This window comes from Pseudomonas sp. AP19 (genome assembly GCF_001728855.1).
Taxonomy (GTDB): domain Bacteria; phylum Pseudomonadota; class Gammaproteobacteria; order Pseudomonadales; family Pseudomonadaceae; genus Aquipseudomonas; species Aquipseudomonas fluorescens.
This window is the reverse complement of record NZ_LXJP01000002.1, coordinates 356,944-376,063: the sequence shown is the minus strand read 5'-3', so window position 1 is coordinate 376,063 and position 19,120 is coordinate 356,944. Positions and strand designations below refer to the sequence as shown.

The window sequence follows — 19,120 nt, the reverse complement described above, 5'->3', positions numbered from 1 at the left end:
GTTCTAAACATAGGCGTAGGTTGATTTCCGACAGGGAAGGGTTTGGATCTTTTGCGTTTCTACCCTCTCCTGAAAAGTACCCAAGCATGAATAGCAAACTTCACAGGTTTTTTACCTGTGAAGATCCAGACGCTCGAGGCGCCAGGTCAGAATTGTCGGAGACAAGCTATGCGGCTCTCTTCCGTTCCGCCAGTTACTACGTCGCTCATCGCCACCACCGAGATTATTTTACATATCGCACCGGTGTCGAAAGGTTGGCGGGCTGACGCCCCTCACAACGTAGTGTTCTTCCCAGCAACATTAACCAAGCAAGTTCTGCTCTTACAGATCGCGCTCCTGCGGCCATCCATACTCATTGTCGCTGACCACACTATCGATGCAGATGTCATTGACCAATGGCGTACATCCCACCCTTTTGGGGAACTCTATCTGGTCCGCAGAGGTACGAGTCTGGATAAGGTGCACCTGGACCTTTGCCACTCCAATAATATTCGAGTGGTTAATACGCCCGGGGTCAACGCACCGCATGTGGCTGCGTATCTCGCACGCTGGCTGACCATGGCCGATGGCTCCATACCCCGTGAAGTCTGTGTGCTGGGCTACGGCAATGTGGGAAAGGCGTTGGTCAAGTTGTTACTTGATCGAGACCCGGATGTTCGGATTAAGGTGCTGAGTCGATTCGGTCGAATGCCAGACACTCTCGGCAACACCTGCTCCGATTCCAGAGTGTCGTTTTGCGTAGACTGGCTTGAGGCGCTGAACGGGGCTTCTGCTGTCGCCCTCTGCGTATCCCTGAATGACGAAACCGTTCATCGTATTGATCGAGCCCTGATCCAGTGCCTGCACAAACAGGCTCGCCTGGTCTGTATCGCCAAACCGGATGTCTTTAGCGATGCTGCTTTGCAGACCCTGGCAACGGCGCCAGACATGCAGCTCGTATTGGACTATGGGCCTGCAACATTGGAGGCATTTCGGATTCGCACACAGGCGCTCGGGTGTAGTGTCTCCACGTGGTGCAAACCGGCGACACTGACTACACAGGCTGCAACCACCGAAGCCTGTCATCGCGACCTTGACTATGCAGTCGCGGTGCAACTGAGCCTGATCGCCCTGCATGGCCTGGTCAGGCGCAAACTTGCACAGTCACTGACGATCCCCCCTCAGCCGGTGCATGCCGGTGCGCCGCGCGTGTCGATCGTCGGCAGAGGTATCAACGGCCTTCTCCAAGCCGTGATGCTTCGCCTGGCCAATTATCAGGTCACGGTATACGGAGGGAATCAGCAGCGCGATGGCGCGAGCCATAAGCAGGTGAACATGCGCCATCTTTCCGCAACGGAGACCACTGCAAAGCTGCTCAATAACGATTATCTAACGCCCGGTAATCAGTATTTGGCTGTCGAGTGCAATCGCGCAGGCATCGAGTTGTTTGAAAAGCTCCTGGCCGACAACCCCTCCCTGGCACGATTTGCGCGGTCGCGGATTGTGCGAGCTTATCGGCACGACGCCGCTGGCATAGAGGATACGATCCGTGAGCAGCGCGATATTGAAAACAGGCCCTGGCCGAGTGGCAAGCCGGGAGGTGAACTTGCACAGATCAATCAACTGCAATTTCAGGCACGTTACGCAATCCCTGGAATCGGTCGAGCGATTGAGGTATCGGGTTACGATCTGGAATTTGTACATCTCAAGGATGAAGTCGAGGCACTGTTGCAGCGCTCGGGGGTTCAGTTCCTGCCCCAGCGCCTCAACCCGATTCAAATTGCTGATCTGAGCCGAGAACACTTCGTCGTCACTGCCATGGGCGTAGAAGAGCTGGAGGCGGTCGCGATCATTGGCTGGTTTTTCAAGCTGCGCGCGGTGGGTAATGAAGGTGCCGACCTGCGCGGGCTCAAGCTGCAATACGACCTGCCAATCGGCGTGATGAATTGCCGCTTGGACGGGGATTTCATTCTGATTTCCGGCGGGCAAGTGCCGCCCGATTCTTCACCGGAGAATAAGGCGTCAATACTGGCGGCCTGTCTGGCCGCTGTTGCTCGGCACTTTCCAGAGGCCTACCGCAGGGCAATCGAACGTGGCGACCTGCACGTTATCGAATGTGCCAGGCCTGGCACTGCCGATGGACTCTCAATCGTTTACTGGTCCGCATACAATCGAATAGTGGCCGGGGCAACGTATGCCGCAGGCACAACGCAGGGACTGGTATGGGCCTCTTTGGTCCAGGAGCTCATCCGTGCAAGAGCGCTGGCGTGAAGGCTGGGATAGCTAAAAGTTGAGCGTTGAACCATAAAAAAACGGGTGCGACATCCGACGTCGCACCCGCTGAAGAAACGGCGCTAAGTTGCTTTATAGCTCAAACCGCGCGAGCCACCGATGCGTCCGGCCGTGGCGACAACACACTCACCACGACAAAACTCACCAGCCCTGCCGCCAGGCTGTAGTAGATCGGCGTGTTCGCATCCAACCCGTCCTTGAACATAAACACCAGCGCGGTCAGGAAGCCCAGGGTCATCGACGCAATAGCCCCCGAGGTTGTTGCCCGCTTCCAGAAAATTGCGCCCATCAGCGGGACCAGCATACCGCCCACCAGCAGGTTGTAGGCCAGGGTCAGGGCGCTGATGACATCATTGACCACCAGTGCGATTCCCAGCACGGCAATCCCCGTCAACATCGTGAACAGACGGTTGATCTTCAGGCTGGACTGCTTGCCACCGCGCAAGCGCGGCAGCAGGTCTTCGGTCAATACCGTCGACGCTGCAAGCAGGCCGGCGCTGGCGGTGGACATCATCGCGGCCAGTGCGGCGGCAATCACCAGGCCGCGAATGCCATCCGGCAACGACGCTTTGACGATGGCGGCAAACGCGTTGTTGACGTTGTCCAGGTTCGGCAGCAGCACATGCGCGGCCATCCCAATTAACGCGCACGCCAGGCCGTACAGGATGCAGTAGAAGCCGGCGAACGTTCCTGCGTACTGGGCGACCTTTTCGTCACGGGCGGTGAACACCCGTTGCCAGATGTCCTGGCCGATCAGGATGCCGAAAAAGTAGATCATGAAGTAGGTGATGATCGTGTCCCAGCCGATTTCGGTGAAGCTGAAATTCGACGCAGGCAACTGGGCCACCAGTTGATCCCAGCCGCCGACGCGGTACAGGCAGATCGGCAGCAGGATAAACATCAGGCCGACGGTCTTGATCACGAATTGCACGATGTCGGTCAGGGTCAGCGACCACATGCCGCCGATGGTCGAATACACCACCACCACGCCACCGCCCAACAGCACCGACACCCAGAACGGCAGGCCGAACAACACTTGCAGCACGGTGCCGATGGCCAGGATCGAGGTCACGCCAATCATCAGCGCGTAGGCCAGCATGATCACCGCACTCGCTTGGCGGGCCATGGGGTTGTAGCGTTTTTCCAGCACCTGGGTAACGGTGAAGATCTTCAGCTTCAGCAACGGTTTGGCCAGGAACAGGTTCAGCGCAATGATCCCGGCGCCCAGCGCGGCGCAGAGCCAGAAGCCGGAAATACCGTGCACATACCCCAGGCGCACCGTGCCGACGGTGGATGCACCGCCCAGCACGGTGGCAGCCATGGTGCCCATGTACAGCGACGGGCCCAGGTTGCGACCGGCGACCAGGTAGTCTTCGTGGGTTTTCGCGCGGCGCATGCCGTAATAGCCGAGCACGAGCATGCCGGCGGCGTAGATGAGTACGACGAATAAATCCAAAGCCATGACGGCGGGTCTCCGATTATCGTTTTTATGGGCGATCAGGCGGCTGGTTGCAGCGCCGGTTTAACGCGCGCATCCGTGCGCTTGCTGCGAGGGTCGGCTGGGCCGTAGACGGCCGCCGGTTCCGGGAACATGCGAAGCAAGCTCAGGTACACCACCGAGGCCAGCCCCAGCGTCACCGGCAAGCTGATGTCGATGCCATCGGCGAGGTTGCCCAATGGCCCGACAAACTGCCCCGGCAGGTTGACGAAGCACAGGCCCACCACCGCACTCGGGATCCAGGCGCCCAGCCCACGCCAGTTCCAGCCATGGCTGAACCAGTAGCGGCCGCCGGTTTCCCCGCGGGTAAACACCTGCAGGTCATCCGTGCAGTAGAAGCCTCGGCGCACGATCAGGCCGATGATCATCATCACCATCCACGGTGTGGTGCAGGTGATGATCAGCACGGCAAAGGTCGACACGCTTTGCACCAGGTTGGCGGCGAAACGTCCGATGAAGATGAAGGCAATCGACATCACCCCGATCAGCAACGTGGCCTTGACCCGTGACAGCAGGCGCGGGAACACGCTGGACATGTCCAGCCCCGTGCCATACAGCGACGTGGTGCCCGTGGACATGCCGCCGATTACCGCAATCAGGCACACCGGCAGGAAGAACCAGCTGGGCGCGACTGCCAGCAGCCCGCCGACGTAGTTGTTGGCCGCGATGTAGTCCGGCGCCTTGATTGCCACGATGGTCGCGGTGGCGAGGCCGAACAGGAACGGGATCAAGGTGGCGATCTGGGCGGCAACCACGGCCAGCATGATGCGCATTTTCGGTGTTTCACGCGGGATGTAGCGCGACCAGTCACCGAGGAACGCGCCGAAGGAAATCGGATTGCTCATGGCCACCAGTGCTGCGCCGATGAACGCGGCCCAGAAACCGGTCTGGCCCAGGGCGACCGTGCCGGCGAAGTGGCTATCGAACGCCGGTGCAAAGGCGAAGATCCCCAGCAGGAACAGCAGGCTTGCCGCCCATACCGCAATGCGGTTAACCCACAGCATGAAGCGAAAGCCGTAGATGCACACGGTGAGTACGAGCATGGCGAACACGCCGTACGCCAGGCCCAGGGTCAAGTCGTTTTCCGGCAGGCCGATCAGACGTTTCGCACCACCGACCAGTGCATCGCCTGAACTCCACACCGACAGTGAGAAGAAGGCAATCGCCGTCAGCAGCGACAGAAACGAGCCAACAATCCGCCCGTGCACACCAAAGTGCGCACCGGAAGACACCGCGTTATTAGTGCCGTTGATTGGCCCGAACAAGCCCATCGGCGCCAGGATCAGCGCGCCCACCAGCACGCCCAGCACAATCGCCCAGACGCCGGCCTGGAAAGAGAGGCCAAACAGCACCGGAAATGCGCCCAGCACGGCGGTGGCAAAGGTATTGGCACCGCCAAAGATCAGTCGGAACAGATCCTTGGGGCTGGCGCTGCGTTCGTGGTCCGGGATCTGTTCGACCCCGTTGGTTTCTATTTTGCGAATACTGTTTTCGTTGTTTTTATTATTCATGATCAGCTCCGATCACATTGGCTAATGGGGCGGCAGCCCTTCCGGCATAGCGGACAAATGTTCGTGACAGGCCAGCCACAGGCCTTCTTGTTGTTCTGTGCGCAGCCCTTGCCGTGTGAAGACAATGGTCTCGCGCTCCTGGCTAAAAAATTGCTCCCCGTTCATGCGCAGCTCGGTGGCCACGTCATGAATCAATACCGCCACGTCGCCCTGCAGGCTGACAAAGGCGTTGCTTGAGGTGCAGGACAGCACCTCAAACCCCTCGTCCCGACGCCAGCGGTCCCACAACATCTGGTAGGCATCGCGGCTGAGCAGCGGCTGGGGGAGGGTGTAAAACACAAAGCTGGCATCGGCGGTGAACGCGCCGAAATAGGCGGCGCGGTCATTGCGCGCGAAGGCCGACACCAGGTCGGCCGCGGCTTTCAGCACGGCTTGCGCGCTCATCAACGATGCGCCACGCCGGGCAGTACGCAGAGCATCTCGTACAGCAGGTTGGCACCCAGCAGCGAGGTGTTGCCGGTGGTGTCGTAGGGCGGCGAAACTTCTACCAGATCGCAACCAATCAGGTCGAGGCCCTGGCAGCCACGGATGATCTCGATCGCCTGGATGGTGGTCAGCCCGCCGATTTCCGGGGTGCCGGTGCCGGGCGCCCAGGCCGGGTCGATGCCGTCGATGTCGAAGCTGAGGTACACCGGGCCGCCGCCGACTTTTTCACGCACTTCGGCCATCAGTGGCGCGAGAGAGTGGTGCCAGCATTCTTCGGCCTGGACCACACGAAACCCCTGTTTGCGGCTCCAGTTGAAGTCTTCGGCGGTGTAGCCCTGGGCACGCAGGCCGATCTGCACCACGCGGTCGCAATCGAGCAAGCCTTCTTCCACCGCGCGGCGGAAGGTGGTGCCGTGGGCAATTTTCTCGCCGAACATATGGTCGTTGACGTCGGCGTGGGCATCGATATGCACCAGCCCGACCTTGCCGTGTTTCTTGTGGATCGCCCGCAGGATCGGCAGGGTGATGGTGTGGTCGCCGCCCAGCGTCAGCGGGATCACATTGTGCTCAAGAATCTCGTCGTAGGCTTCCTCGATGATGCGCACGGCGTCGAGCAGGTTGAAGGTGTTGATCGCCACGTCGCCAATGTCCGCCACCGATAACGAATCGAATGGCGCGGCGCCGGTGGCCATGTTGTAAGGGCGAATCATCACCGATTCGGCACGGATCTCACGCGGCCCGAAACGGGTGCCGGCGCGCAGCGAGGTGCCGATGTCCAGGGGCACGCCGATAAAGGCCGCGTCCAGGCCTTTGGCCGTTTGCAGGTGGGGCAGTCGCATCATGGTGGCGATGCCGGCGAAGCGCGGCATTTCGTTGCCGCCCAGTGGTTGGTGGAAAATCTTGTCCACGGGATTGCCTCATCATTGTTTTGTTTATTAGGGGCCGATTCTGCGAAAAGCCCGGGGCAGGAAGAATCGGCAGGCGCAAATACTTAGTTCAGATTTTTCTAAACTAATGCGGGCAGGTAGACTGCTGCGATCAAACATCGGAGCCGACCATGGCCAACGCCTTGCCCGACCTGAAACTCCTGCGCATTTTCGTCAGCGTCGTGCGCCATCAGGGGTTCGCCAACGCCCAGCACGAACTCAACCTGTCGACATCGGCCATCAGCACGTATATGAGTCAGCTGGAGTCAGCGTTGGGGCTGGTGTTGTGCCATCGCGGGCGTGGCGGGTTCAGCCTGACCAGCAAGGGCGAGCTGTTCCATCAGGAAACCTTGCGCCTGCTCGGCGAGCTCGAAGGCTTCGAGCAATACGCCGCCGCGCTCAAAGGCGAGTTGCGCGGCACACTCAAGCTTGGGGTGCTCGACTCCACTGTCAGCGACAAGGCGTTGCCGTTCGCCGAAGTCATTGGCGCCTACAGCCTGGAACACCCGGCCGTGCATTTGCATTTGTCGGTGATGAGCCCTTACGAATTGCAGCTGGGCGTGCAGGACAACCGCCTGGACTTGGCCATCGGCGCCTTCTCCAACCGTATGAGCGGGTTGATCTACATGCCGCTGTACCGCGAGCAGCATTGGCTGTATTGCAGCACGCGACACCCGTTATTCAACGAACGGCGAATCCCCGAACAAGTGATTACCCAGCAACGCATGGTCGGTCGCGGTTACTGGAGCCAGGCCGAACTGGCGCGGCATGGTTTCAAACACAGCGCGGCGACCGTGGAAAGTATGGAGGCGCAGCTGATTCTGGTGCTCTCCGGCGCTTACATTGGCTACCTGCCCGAGCACTACGCCCAGGCCTGGGCCGACAAGGGCGACCTGCGCGTATTGCTGCCGGCAACCTTCGGCTACCAGGCGCCGTTCTCGATGATCATGCGCCGAGGGCGTAGCCGCGAGCCGCTGATCCAGACCTTCCGCGATCTACTCAAAGCGCAGCTCAATCAGGCCTGAAAACCATGTCCAGACCCCAGTGTTCCCGGTGCCTCAGGCCCATCACCCATTGCCTGTGCCCGCTGATCCCGAGCCTCGACAGCCGCACCCGCGTGTTGCTGTTGCAACACCCGAGCGAGGTCAACCACGCGCTCAATACCGCCCGGCTGGCGGCGTTGGGGTTGAACAATGCGCAGTTGGTTGTGGGCGAGGTGTTTGAAGACCTGGCCACGTTGTTGAACCCGCCGGGTTATCAGGCTCGGCTGTTGTTCCCGGCTGACGATGCCCAGCCTTTGCAAGGTTATACGCCTGGCGATCAGCCGCTGTTGCTGGTGGTGCCCGACGGCACCTGGCGCAAGGCGCGCAAGCTTTTGCACCTCAACCCGTTGCTGGCGGCATTGCCGCGCGTGACGTTGGCCGAGGGTGGCGTTTCCCGCTACAGGCTGCGCAAGGCCCCAGGCCCAGGCGCCTTGTCGACGGTAGAAGCCATCGTGCAGGCGTTGCAGGTACTGGAAGCGCCGACTTCATTTGAAGCCTTGCTCAAGCCCTTCGACGCATTGATCGAAGGCCAGATTGCGGCAATGGGGCCTGCGGTTTTCGAGAAAAATCACGGCTGACGCAAGGCGTTATATAGCTACCGGAATGACTGACGGCGACGGGGGTAGGCTGACCTTTTCAGGAATACGGAAATGGTCGAACCGATTACCAGCAGTGCGCCGCAGGACGAGTTGTCCGCATTCATGGCCGCGCAGCAAGGGCCTCTGATGGCGGGGCAGGAGTGGTCAGCCTTACAAGCCCTGGACGCTATACGCGAGGAACTCGGCGAGTTTTTCGGTGCGCTCGATGAAGCGGAAAAGCTTGAGTACGTGCGCCTGCAGAGGGCTTGTATTGATACTCAAAAAGCCTCTGAACTGTGCATTCGCGAGCTTACTCAAGCGTTTGAGCAGGAGGCGAAGGCGCAGTTGCGTGCCGAGTTGAAAGCCCTGACCGGCCAGGATATCGACCCCGCGGTTACGAGTATTCATACGCGCTATGTTCAAACGACAGAGCGTTTCCGGCGCGCGGCCCAGGGGGCGGACGGGGTAGAGAAGATCGCCAGCCTCAAGCTGTGGGACGCCGCCTGCATAAACTATGACGGTCTGACCGGCTGGAGTTTCCCCGGGCGGACTGGCTTGGCCGATGCCAGTTATCTGGATGAAGGGGTCAAAACGACTGCCGGCGATTTCATTACCCTGATACGCCGGCTCGATATCGGGCGGCGCCTCAAACGGCATCTGGAACAGGCGCTGCAGGCCAACAATCCGCTGGGCCAGCATCTCCTGGAAACGGCCACTGCCGAGTTCGAGTTTGCGTTGATAGAGGCTTTGAAAAACACCACGGCCAGTCGCGTCGACAGGGACAAATACCAGCATGTGAAACGCGCATTGGCCGGCGAGGCGAGCTGGGGACGTGTTGAGGAAATGCTTCTATATGTGCCCCACGGTGTGGACAACACCAGCTGGTTGCCTCAAACAATCGGCCTGACGGGGCTCTATATCGGCCCGCCTCCGGGTGACAGCCTGAAGGTTCCCCATATCGTTTTTGCTGTCGAGGGATGCAAAGGTGCCTTCAGTTTCTTCCCGAACCGGCCCGGTGGCTCGCTACGTCATCATGACAGTCACCGCGAGGCCTGCGAGGAGTTTCATGTGGCGTTCCATGGCTTCTACCGCCAGGGCAAGGTCGAGTGGCTGTATCAGATCATGTCATTGCGTGACTGCGCGCGGCTCAAGCAAATCGCTGCAATCACACCGCCACCTCCCGACCTTGAATGGCACGCCCGGCTGCTTTATCGGTTGGCAAAATCCATTCCTACCCTCAGCAATGTTGAAAAGATCGGCTATGTGCGCAACGTGGTGCAAAAGGTGCCTGTCGTCAGTCTGAAGGATGTCTACATCAGGCGCAGTCGAGACAGCCTGCAGGAACTGGCCAACGAAACGGCGGGTTTCATGTCGACGCTCATTGAGCTGGCACAGACCGTGATCAATGAGGTGATCAGCTTGCTACTGATCCCGGTGCCGGGGGCGTTGAAGGGATTGGGGCGAATACGCAATTTTGCGATGTTCGTCGCGTTGGAAAAGGCACTGGTCGAGGGCGGCTCCCAAGCGTTGCGAGGTGATCCTGGGGCGCTGTTGCAAGGTTTTGTTGATTTGGCCGATTTACTGATCAGTGGCCGGTTGCATACCCGGCTGGCCAAAAGCGTGAGGCGTCGCCATCAGCGCATCTATCAACACCTCTCGCAACCGCGCGGCGCTGCTCCCGATCATCAATCCCTTACAAGCCCCCAATTGCTGGAAAGAATGCTCGGCTCCCGGGATATGACCACTCGGGAACTGCAGTCTGTGCTCGACTCAAGCGCCACTTCACGACACACCTTGAACGAGGTGTGGGACGGTGCGCCTGCGCCGGCCTCTCTGGTCGATGCCGTACAGCGGTTGCGGGCCGACAGGCTGATCAAGTGGGTTGCGCAAGAAGCTGACCCTGGTCGCCCGGCGCCGGTGGAGGCCATTGAAGTCATGGCGCCCTTGCTCACCCAATTAGGCGACTGGCCGGTGGACACGGCGTTGAGCATTCGAAACCATCAAGGCCAAGAGACCCATCGCTACAGCAAGGATCCAGCGCAACCCACCACTGCGGTGGTGGCGGTGACGGTGTTGGAAAACGTTCAATTTGCCTACGCCACGCCGCGCCGCCTCACCGCCCATTTACCCCAAGCCATCGCAGGGTTGTTGCCGACGATTTTTGCCGGTGGGGAGCTGCTGCTTCGCCAGCAGTTGTCGGCGCTGGCCAAACGCCTGACATTCGATTTGTTTGACGCGCTCACGCAGTTCCCACAGTTCAGTCGGGCGATGGCGAGTGGCGCCAGGGCACCTGTGCGCAAGCTGTTGCCGGACATCATCGGGGATCAGGGTCCCACCCCGGCGGTGATTACGCAGTTACAGACCCTGCACCCGAAATTGAGCCGGGAGCGCTTAGTGGCAGCGTTGCGCGAACATCCGTTATCGCCGCATCAGCACACACAGCTCCTGCGCTCCCAACGGCAACCCGAAGCGCTCCACAGCGCGTTGCGTGATGCCCGTAACACGGCACGCCGAGAGGCGATCATCGACGGTCTCTTCCATCCACGTCGGTTCAACCGGCAGACGCAGAATTGGGCCGCAGAATATGCGGGCGACGTGCTGCATAGCGTTAGCGGCCAAAGGGTGGTCACCAGCCCTGCTCAGCAAGCCGTGCCTTATGTTTCGCGCGGGGCTAAGGATCGGACGCTGGTCGTCATTGATCATGGGCAAGGGCGCTTCGCACCTTACAACCATCATCAGGCGCGCCTGGGCGAGACACTGACCGGCGCCGACAGTTTTTATGCGGCTGTCGTCAGCCAGATAGCCGACCTTGATCTGTCTGCACTGGGGGCGAATGCGCAACAGGCCATCAGCGAATTCCGTTATAGGCTTGCGCAGGCCATGTTGCATAACCGCGCGCCCGATGGTTCGTTTTATCCCAGCCGGCGTGATTTTTCGCAGTATGTGCATACCGTCGATACCTCGCGCATTGCCATCGCGCCCGACGCGCTTGGGCTTTACCACAAGGGGAAGGATCGTTACCTGTTCCTGGAGGGTGAATATTTCAAGCTCGCCCAAGCTGCGCCCGCATTGTCATGGCGGGCTGAGCATCCGTCGTTGAATGACGCCTACACACCGGTGTTGGCCCATAACGGCGCCGGCGCCTGGCGTCATGAATGGGAAACGCCGCTGAGCTGGGAGGGGCTGAAGCCGTTTTATCGCCTCGGGCCACTGGCGCGCGCGTTGTCGCCGGATGCCATTGGGCAGATACAGCAAATCAGCGGGGTGACACCGCAGGTTCTACGGCGGGTGCATGTGCGTAATGAGCGCGCACCGGTGTTGCTGCTGGAGACCGTCGAGCGTTTCAACGTTCAGCAGCGGGTGAAGGCGGGTGTGGAGCTTGGGCGCGACTTTTACCATCAAGTGCTCGCTGAGGTCGGGACTGAGGCCGCCGACGCGCTGGTCGGGAGGGCGGGAGCGTCTCGTGCCGATCAAATCACGGTGCTGGAGTCCAAGGTCGAAATAGATAAGCCTCAGATGGAACGGCTTTTTTTCAAGGCGCTGTGCCAGAAGCGCGCGCCGTCGAGCGACCCCTTGGCGCAAGTGCTGCAGCGTGATTTCCCCGGCCTGACCGCGGCCGTCGCCGAGAGCCTGGTGCATCAAGCCTCGCCTGATGAGGTGAAGCGCCTGACGTCTGGCCGCGTACCCCTCAGCCTTTCCCCTTGCATTCGTTGGTGGCTCAAGCAGTTGCGCAGGGCCAGGGCTTTGGAAGGCGTGTACTTGCCCGCCGCGATGAATGAAGACAGCGCGAAGTTGATCCTGCATGCATTGCCGGCTATCGCGGGTTGGCCGCAGCACGTGCGGGTAGAAGTGTGGGAGCGGGGGCAACGGATCGACAGCATCGGCCCAATCGATGGGGTACTCAAACGCCTGCTGGAGCCGACGGCCGGTCACTATCAAGCGTACCTGCCGCTACCGAACGGCGACCGGCGAACGCTGGGAGCGCCGGGGGCTTTCCTGACTGTTTTACTCGGCGCGCTGCCGCCCCTTGAACGCCAGGCGTTTGGCTACACCCATGCGGGCGGGCTTGAAGAGTTGATGCAGGAGATTGGTCATCTGCAGGGCGCTGAGGGGGAGTTGGCGGACACACCCCTTGGCATAGGCTCGCCCCTATGGTTCAACCCACCACGACGCTTGGCTGACGGGAGGATTGGTTATCCGCTGAGTGGCGGTGAACACCTGGGGCCGACGGATCGCGAGCAAGTAGCGCGCATGCGTCAGTTGTTTCCGGTTAAAACCGATCAAGAGGTGTTTGACCTACTGGCGGACCTGAGTGATTCCGTCCGTGAGCGAGAGGAGGCGATCAATACCTTGTTCAGGGAGCGGGATGCCTTGAATGGGGTGCTTGAGCGTTGGTCTGCGCAAGAGGGTGAGGCGGCTCAGCACGCTGCACGCAGCGAGGCGGCTGAGCGCATTCGGCGGTGCTGGCGTAAAGAGGATTCCACTCAAGGGGTGATGTTCGAGCTTTACCTGGACGATTTGGCCCTGGATAGCCTGCCTCTGATGAGCGCGCACTTTGGTCATGTGAAGCAACTGAGCCTGAGAAACAACCGCTTGCAAACCTTGCCGAGTGACTTTTTCAGGCAGTTTCCGGCGCTGCATACACTGCTGCTCGACGGTAATCGTTTGGTGCATGTGCCCGAAAAATTGTCGGAGCTTCAGCATTTGCAGCGGTTGAGTGTGTCGAACAACCTTATCCGCCCCGATTTAGGCGATGTGCAGCAGCTGCAAGCCCTGACGCGCCTGACCGGTCTGGACCTGTCTCGCAACCCCTTGGGCAGGGGCAAACGGCTCAGCCTGTATGGGCTGGAGGCCCTGGCAGTGCTACTGCTCAGGAATACACAGATAGACCTGTTGCCAAAAGGGGCGGTGACCCTGCGAAGCCTGCGGATCTTTGATCTGCGCGACAACCTTATCAAGGTGCTGACCGCGTCTGATCTCTATCTTCATGAAAGCGTGCACCGCGCTATGAACCTGCATGGCAACGCACTTTCCCAGGCGACTTTGCAACTGCTCGGCGGCTACCGGGCACAGCCGCGCTATCAGAACATCGACTTTGGCCTGTGGCGCGACGGTGCACTCCCGCGGCCATCGGTTGAGCGCTGGTTGGTGCCCGTCCCACTCAGTGAAGTGTCGCGATGGCGGGCTGAATGGGCGCTGTTGGCGGGTGAGCAGATGGCGGATCGCTTTTTCGGCCTGTTGTGGAACCTGTCTTCTTACGCACCGCTGATTGCCCCGGAGCACCAAGCCCTGCGCCAGGCCGTTACGCAGCGCGTCTGGCAGGTGATTGAGGGGGCCAATCACAATGGCCGCTTGAAACAGATCCTGTTTGAGGAGCCTTTGCGCTTTATGTACGGGGGCATAGACGGTTGGCTGTTGTGCCTCAACGACATCGAACTGGCTATGTTGCCGGTGCAGATGCTCGCCGCAAACGTGGACGCTGCCGGCGCGGACTTTGTGAATTACTTCCGAGCCAAGCGACGGCTGGATTCCATTGGTCATCACCTAATGGCAGTTGCTCAGCCGTCCGGCCCAGAGACCTGCGCTCGAATCCTTGCCTATCGAATCGCCCTGGCCTCTGGTCTGGACTTGCCCATTGCACTGCCTGGGCGGTTTGATACGAAGGCCTCCGTACCAGACGCCAACTCCGTGAATGCATTACGTGAGCGTATTGTGCGTGAAGAGGTGGACTTCAATTGGCCGCAGAGACTCGTGGTTGAGGAATATTGGGAGGAGTTTCTGGAACGCAAGTACCCGCAGCGTTTTGAGGCCGCGCTCAGGCAGTACCGGCGTGCGCTGGAACTGGCCACCGGTAAAGTGGGCAATGAAGACATGAGCGAAGGGGAGTATAAAAACTATCTTGAAACCCTTGCCGTGCTAATGCGCAAAGCCAGGACCAACCTGATCGGTGAGTTGACTGCGACGGAGTGGACCTCCTTGGAAATCGCCTGATTAAAGGCTTATGCCTTTTAGCCATAAACACCGCACTTTGCGTGATATGGCCCGCCGGCCTTTCCCGGTATGATGTTCGCCCCCGCAGTCTGGATTGCGAATACGCCATGACCTTGCAGTACCCTACAATCGCCGATTGCGTCGGCAACACGCCCCTGGTCCGCTTGCAACGCATGGCGGGTGAAACCAGCAATACCCTGTTGCTCAAGCTCGAAGGGAACAACCCGGCCGGTTCCGTCAAGGACCGCCCGGCGCTGTCGATGATCACCCGCGCCGAGCTGCGCGGGCAGATCAAGCCCGGCGACACCCTGATCGAAGCCACCTCGGGTAACACCGGAATCGCCCTGGCCATGGCCGCGGCGATCAAAGGCTACAAGATGGTGTTGATCATGCCCGACAACGGCAGCGCCGAGCGCAAGGCGGCCATGACCGCCTACGGCGCCCAGCTGATCCTGGTTACCCAGGAAGAAGGCATGGAAGGCGCGCGTGACCTCGCCGAGCGCATGGCCGCCGAAGGCCGTGGCGTGGTGCTGGACCAGTTTGCCAACGGCGATAACCCCGAGGCGCACTACACCAGCACCGGCCCGGAAATCTGGCGCCAGACCCAGGGCACCATCACCCATTTCGTCAGCTCCATGGGCACGACTGGCACCATCATGGGCAACTCGCGCTACCTCAAGGAGCAGAACCCGGCGATTCAGATCGTCGGTCTGCAACCGATGGAAGGTGCGGCTATCCCCGGCATTCGCCGTTGGCCCGAAGAGTACCTGCCGAAGATCTACAACGCGACGCGCGTGGACCGCATCATCGACATGGCCCAGCGTGAAGCCGAAGACACCACCCGCCGCCTGGCACGTGAAGAAGGCATCTTCTGCGGCGTGTCTTCCGGTGGCGCCGTGGCCGGTATGTTGCGCTTGTCCAAAGAAGTGCAAAACGCGGTGATCGTCGCGATCATCTGTGACCGAGGCGACCGTTACCTGTCGACCGGCATTTTTGACGAACCCAACTGATGGCCAAGCATGAGAGAGGCCTGCGCTTCCAACCGACCGGCGGCAGCCGGGCCCCGCAGATTCCGGTGGGCAAGAAGCAGCGCCTGAGCATCGAGCGCCTGGCCAATGACGGCCGGGGCATTGTGTTTTTTGAAGGGCGTACCTGGTTCGTGAATGGCGCGCTGGCTGGCGAAGAAGTCGAAGCGCGAGTACTGGGCACCCACGGTAAAGTGGTCGAGGCCCGTACCGAGCGCGTGTTCAAGGCCAGTGAGTTGCGCCGCCCGGCGCCGTGCATGCACTTCGGCCGCTGCGGTGGTTGCAGCGTGCAGCACTTGCCCCACGACGAACAACTCGCCCTGAAGCAGCGCATGCTCGCCGAGCAACTGTCCCGCGTGGCCGGTGTCGAACCGCAAGAGTGGGCGGCCCCTTTGAGTGGGCCGGAATTCGGTTACCGCCGCCGCGCTCGCGTCGCAGTGCGCTGGGATGCCAAGGCGAAAAAACTCGAAGTGGGTTTTCGCGCCGTGGCCAGCCAGGACATCGTCGCCATCGATGATTGCCCGGTGCTGGTACAGGCCTTGCAACCGATCATGCAGCGTTTGCCGAATATGCTGCGCCGCCTGAGCAAACCCCAGGCGTTGGGGCACGTGGAATTGTTCAGTGGCTCCTCCATTGCCGTGCTGCTGCGGCACATGGCGCCGCTGTCCGAGGCGGACCTGCAGGTGTTGAACGAATTTTGCGCCTTCCATGAAGCCCAATTATGGCTGCATGGCGAGGGCCAGCCGGAACCGGTCGAGGCTGATACCGCGCTGGGCTATCGGCTGGAGCAGTGGGAATTGGCGCTGGCCTATCGGCCCGGCGACTTTGTGCAGGTGAATGCCGGTGTGAACGAAGCGATGGTCGCGCAAGCCCTGGAATGGCTGGCGCCACAGCCCGACGATCGGGTGCTGGACCTGTTTTGTGGGCTGGGCAATTTCGCCTTGCCACTGGCGCGTCAGGTGCGCGAAGTGGTTGCGGTAGAAGGCGTGCAGACCATGGTCGATCGGGCGGCACAGAATGCCGTCAGCAACAATTTGCATAATGTGCAGTTTTTTCAGGCCGATTTGTCCCAGCCTTTGACTGACGCAGAGTGGGCCAAACAGGGCTTTTCTGCGGTACTCTTGGACCCACCCCGTGATGGTGCCCTGGAGGTTGTGCGCAAGCTCGCCACGCTGGGCGCCAAGCGCTTGGTGTATGTGTCCTGCAATCCGGCCACGCTGGCGCGGGACACGGTTGAGTTGGTCAAGCAGGGCTACCGGCTAAAACGTGCCGGGATCCTCGACATGTTTCCACAGACAGCTCATGTCGAGGCCATGGCGTTATTTGAAGCGGGCTAGGATGCCCGTTTAATCCGACCGGCCTGTCGTCTCCTGGGCCGTGACCTGTCAGGGAGTAGTACGTAGCCTAGGGTTGCAGGGCTTGGGTTACGCAGCAGGTCAGCGATGATTTTTGGCGCATTGAAGGTGCGTCGTAGGGAAGGTAAGCAAGATGGTACAGGTGAGAGCACACCAGCCGATCAACACCGACGGCAGTATCAATCTCGAGGCATGGCTGGATCATGCCGTCAGTGTCGACCCGGCACTGGACCGTGAAGCCTTGAAAGCAGCCTGCGAGTTCGCTCGTGAGTCTGAACAGCAAGACAATGCGGCCAAAAACCTGTGGGCGGAGGGCACGTCAAGCTTTCGCACCGGGTTGGAAATCGCCGAGATCCTCGCCGATCTCAAGCTGGACCAGGATTCGCTGATCGCCGCTGTGCTTTATCGCGGCGTACGCGAAGGGCATATTGCGTTACCGCTGGTCAGCCAGCGTTTTGGTGCCGTGGTCGCCAAACTGATCGACGGCGTGCTGCGCATGGCGGCCATCAGCGCCAGCCTCAGCCCGCGTCAGTCCATGGTGCTGGGCACCCAGGGCCAGGTCGAGAACCTGCGCAAGATGCTGGTGGCGATGGTCGACGACGTGCGCGTCGCGCTGATCAAGCTGGCCGAACGCACCTGCGCGATCCGTGCGGTGAAGACTGCCGATGACGAAAAGCGCAACCGCGTGGCCCGTGAGGTGTTCGACATCTATGCGCCGCTGGCGCACCGCCTCGGTATCGGCCATATCAAATGGGAGCTGGAGGACTTGTCCTTCCGCTACCTCGAACCCGATCAGTACAAACAGATTGCCACGCTGCTGCACGAGCGGCGCCTTGACCGTGAGCGCTTCATTACCGACGTGATGGGCCAGCTGCGTTCCGAGTTGCAGGCCACCGGTGTTGACGCCGACATCAGCGGCCGTGCCAAACACATCTACTCCATCTGGCGCAAAATGCAGCGCAAGGGCCTGGCGTTCAGCCAGATCTACGACGTGCGCGCGGTGCGTGTGCTGGTGCCGGAAATGCGCGATTGCTACACCGCGCTGGGTATCGTCCACACCTTGTGGCGGCACATTCCCAAGGAGTTTGACGACTACATCGCCAACCCCAAGGAAAACGGCTATCGCTCGCTGCACACCGCAGTGATCGGTCCCGAAGGCAAGGTGCTGGAAGTGCAGATCCGCACCCACGCCATGCACGAGGAGGCCGAGCTGGGGGTGTGCGCGCACTGGCGTTACAAGGGCACCGACGTCAAGGCCGGGTCCAACCAGTACGAAGAGAAAATCTCCTGGCTGCGTCAAGTGCTCGAGTGGCACGAAGAACTCGGCGACATCGGCGGTCTGGCCGAACAGCTGCGGGTGGATATCGAGCCGGACCGGGTCTATATCTTCACCCCCGACGGCCACGCCATCGACTTGCCCAAGGGCGCTACGCCGCTGGACTTCGCCTACCGTGTACACACCGAAATCGGCCACAACTGCCGGGGCGCCAAGATCAACGGGCGCATCGTGCCGCTCAACTACAGCCTGCAGACCGGTGAACAGGTCGAGATCATCACCAGCAAGCACGGCACGCCGAGCCGCGACTGGCTGAACCCGAACCTGGGTTACATCACCACGTCGCGGGCGCGGGCGAAAATCGTCCACTGGTTCAAATTGCAGGCGCGCGACCAGAACGTCGCGGCCGGCAAAACCTTGCTCGAGCGCGAACTGGCGCGCCTGGGCTTGCCGCAGGTGGACTTCGACAAGCTGGCCGAAAAGGCCAACATGAAGATCGCCGAGGACATGTTCGCGGCACTCGGTGCTGGCGACCTGCGTCTGGCGCAGCTGGTCAACCTCGCCCAACAGTTGGTAGAGCCGGAGCGTGGCAGCGAGCAACTGGAGCTGATTCCACGCAAAGCCACCGGCTACAAACCGGGTAAGCGCGGCGATATCCAGATCCAGGGCGTGGGCAACCTGATGACGCAAATGGCCGGTTGCTGCCAACCGTTGCCGGGCGACGCCATCGTCGGTTACATCACCCAGGGCCGTGGCGTGAGCATTCACCGCCAGGATTGCGCCTCGGTGCTGCAACTGGGCGGGCGCGAGCCGGAGCGGATCATCCAGGTCAGTTGGGGCCCGGTGCCGGTGCTCACCTACCCGGTGGACATCATCATCCGTGCCTACGACCGTTCCGGTTTGCTGCGTGACGTGTCGCAAGTGCTGCTCAACGAGCGGATCAACGTGCTGGCGGTCAACACCCGCTCGAATAAAGAGGACAACACCGCGTTGATGTCCCTGACCATCGAGATTCCGGGGCTGGATGCGTTGGGGCGGCTGCTGGGGCGGATTTCCCAGTTGCCGAACATCATCGAGACGCGGCGTAATCGCACACCATGAGTAGCTGGATGAGCGCGGACTGAAAATGTGGGAGCGGGCTTGCTCGCGAAATCGGTGTG

The 19,120-nt window shown here is 60.6% G+C and carries 11 protein-coding genes; 7 read left to right on the top strand and 4 right to left on the bottom strand.

Features of this window, described 5'->3' with window-relative positions:
* Window positions 1–168 precede the first annotated feature (168 nt).
* Entirely contained in the window at window positions 169–2,250 is a 2,082-nt protein-coding gene (locus A7D21_RS03645) for an FAD-dependent oxidoreductase (RefSeq protein WP_069551083.1), read from the top strand.
* Window positions 2,251–2,350: 100 nt separating this feature from the next.
* On the opposite strand, the gene A7D21_RS03640 is transcribed toward A7D21_RS03645, so the two are convergent.
* From A7D21_RS03640 to speB, 4 genes are read right to left on the bottom strand one after another with little or no spacing between them, the layout of a single operon-like run.
* Entirely contained in the window at window positions 2,351–3,733 is a 1,383-nt protein-coding gene (locus tag A7D21_RS03640) for a sodium:solute symporter (RefSeq protein WP_053257377.1), read from the bottom strand.
* Between the two features lie 35 nt (window positions 3,734–3,768).
* Entirely contained in the window at window positions 3,769–5,280 is a 1,512-nt protein-coding gene (locus tag A7D21_RS03635; protein ID WP_069551082.1) for a cytosine permease, read from the bottom strand.
* Window positions 5,281–5,301: 21 nt separating this feature from the next.
* Window positions 5,302–5,724 (bottom strand): nuclear transport factor 2 family protein, encoded by a 423-nt coding sequence (locus tag A7D21_RS03630; RefSeq protein WP_069551081.1) that lies wholly within the window; start codon window positions 5,722–5,724, stop codon window positions 5,302–5,304.
* Window positions 5,724–6,674, bottom strand: coding sequence for an agmatinase (gene speB, locus A7D21_RS03625; protein ID WP_053257374.1), 951 nt, complete (start codon window positions 6,672–6,674; stop codon window positions 5,724–5,726). The genes A7D21_RS03630 and speB overlap by 1 nt, the downstream gene beginning before the upstream one ends.
* A 149-nt stretch (window positions 6,675–6,823) precedes the next feature.
* Between speB and A7D21_RS03620 the strand changes: the two genes are divergently transcribed.
* The 6 genes from A7D21_RS03620 (at window position 6,824) to relA (ending at window position 19,061) form a co-directional block, all read left to right on the top strand.
* Window positions 6,824–7,717: a LysR family transcriptional regulator gene (locus A7D21_RS03620; RefSeq protein WP_017134867.1), complete on the top strand. Its 894-nt coding sequence runs from the start codon at window positions 6,824–6,826 to the stop codon at window positions 7,715–7,717.
* A gap of 5 nt (window positions 7,718–7,722) precedes the next feature.
* A complete protein-coding gene (locus A7D21_RS03615) occupies window positions 7,723–8,313 on the top strand; it encodes a tRNA-uridine aminocarboxypropyltransferase (RefSeq protein WP_053257373.1) in 591 nt (196 codons plus the stop codon).
* Window positions 8,314–8,385: 72 nt separating this feature from the next.
* On the top strand, window positions 8,386–14,304 hold the full coding sequence (locus tag A7D21_RS03610) for an NEL-type E3 ubiquitin ligase domain-containing protein (protein ID WP_069551080.1): 5,919 nt from the start codon (window positions 8,386–8,388) through the stop codon (window positions 14,302–14,304).
* A gap of 107 nt (window positions 14,305–14,411) precedes the next feature.
* The gene (gene cysM / locus A7D21_RS03605; protein WP_053257371.1) at window positions 14,412–15,314 is read left to right on the top strand and encodes a cysteine synthase CysM; all 903 of its coding nucleotides are present in this window, start codon (window positions 14,412–14,414) and stop codon (window positions 15,312–15,314) included.
* Window positions 15,314–16,666 carry a 23S rRNA (uracil(1939)-C(5))-methyltransferase RlmD gene (gene rlmD, locus A7D21_RS03600; RefSeq protein ID WP_069551079.1) on the top strand — a complete coding sequence of 451 codons (1,353 nt, stop codon included), beginning with the start codon at window positions 15,314–15,316 and terminating at the stop codon, window positions 16,664–16,666. Before cysM ends, rlmD begins: the two co-directional genes overlap by 1 nt.
* A gap of 151 nt (window positions 16,667–16,817) precedes the next feature.
* Window positions 16,818–19,061, top strand: a complete 2,244-nt coding sequence (gene relA / locus A7D21_RS03595; protein ID WP_053257369.1) for a GTP diphosphokinase — start codon at window positions 16,818–16,820, stop codon at window positions 19,059–19,061.
* Window positions 19,062–19,120 lie beyond the last annotated feature (59 nt).

What these genes read in the sequence shown, in the direction of transcription:
- A7D21_RS03610 (WP_069551080.1), top strand. Translation starts at nt 8,386, where the DNA reads ATGGTCGAACCGATTACCAGCAGTGCGCCGCAGGACGAGTTGTCCGCA.
- relA (WP_053257369.1), top strand. Translation starts at nt 16,818, where the DNA reads ATGGTACAGGTGAGAGCACACCAGCCGATCAACACCGACGGCAGTATC.
- A7D21_RS03635 (WP_069551082.1), bottom strand. Translation starts at nt 5,280, where the DNA reads ATGAATAATAAAAACAACGAAAACAGTATTCGCAAAATAGAAACCAAC.
- A7D21_RS03620 (WP_017134867.1), top strand. Translation starts at nt 6,824, where the DNA reads ATGGCCAACGCCTTGCCCGACCTGAAACTCCTGCGCATTTTCGTCAGC.
- A7D21_RS03645 (WP_069551083.1), top strand. Translation starts at nt 169, where the DNA reads ATGCGGCTCTCTTCCGTTCCGCCAGTTACTACGTCGCTCATCGCCACC.
- cysM (WP_053257371.1), top strand. Translation starts at nt 14,412, where the DNA reads ATGACCTTGCAGTACCCTACAATCGCCGATTGCGTCGGCAACACGCCC.
- A7D21_RS03630 (WP_069551081.1), bottom strand. Translation starts at nt 5,724, where the DNA reads ATGAGCGCGCAAGCCGTGCTGAAAGCCGCGGCCGACCTGGTGTCGGCC.
- rlmD (WP_069551079.1), top strand. Translation starts at nt 15,314, where the DNA reads ATGGCCAAGCATGAGAGAGGCCTGCGCTTCCAACCGACCGGCGGCAGC.
- A7D21_RS03615 (WP_053257373.1), top strand. Translation starts at nt 7,723, where the DNA reads ATGTCCAGACCCCAGTGTTCCCGGTGCCTCAGGCCCATCACCCATTGC.
- A7D21_RS03640 (WP_053257377.1), bottom strand. Translation starts at nt 3,733, where the DNA reads ATGGCTTTGGATTTATTCGTCGTACTCATCTACGCCGCCGGCATGCTC.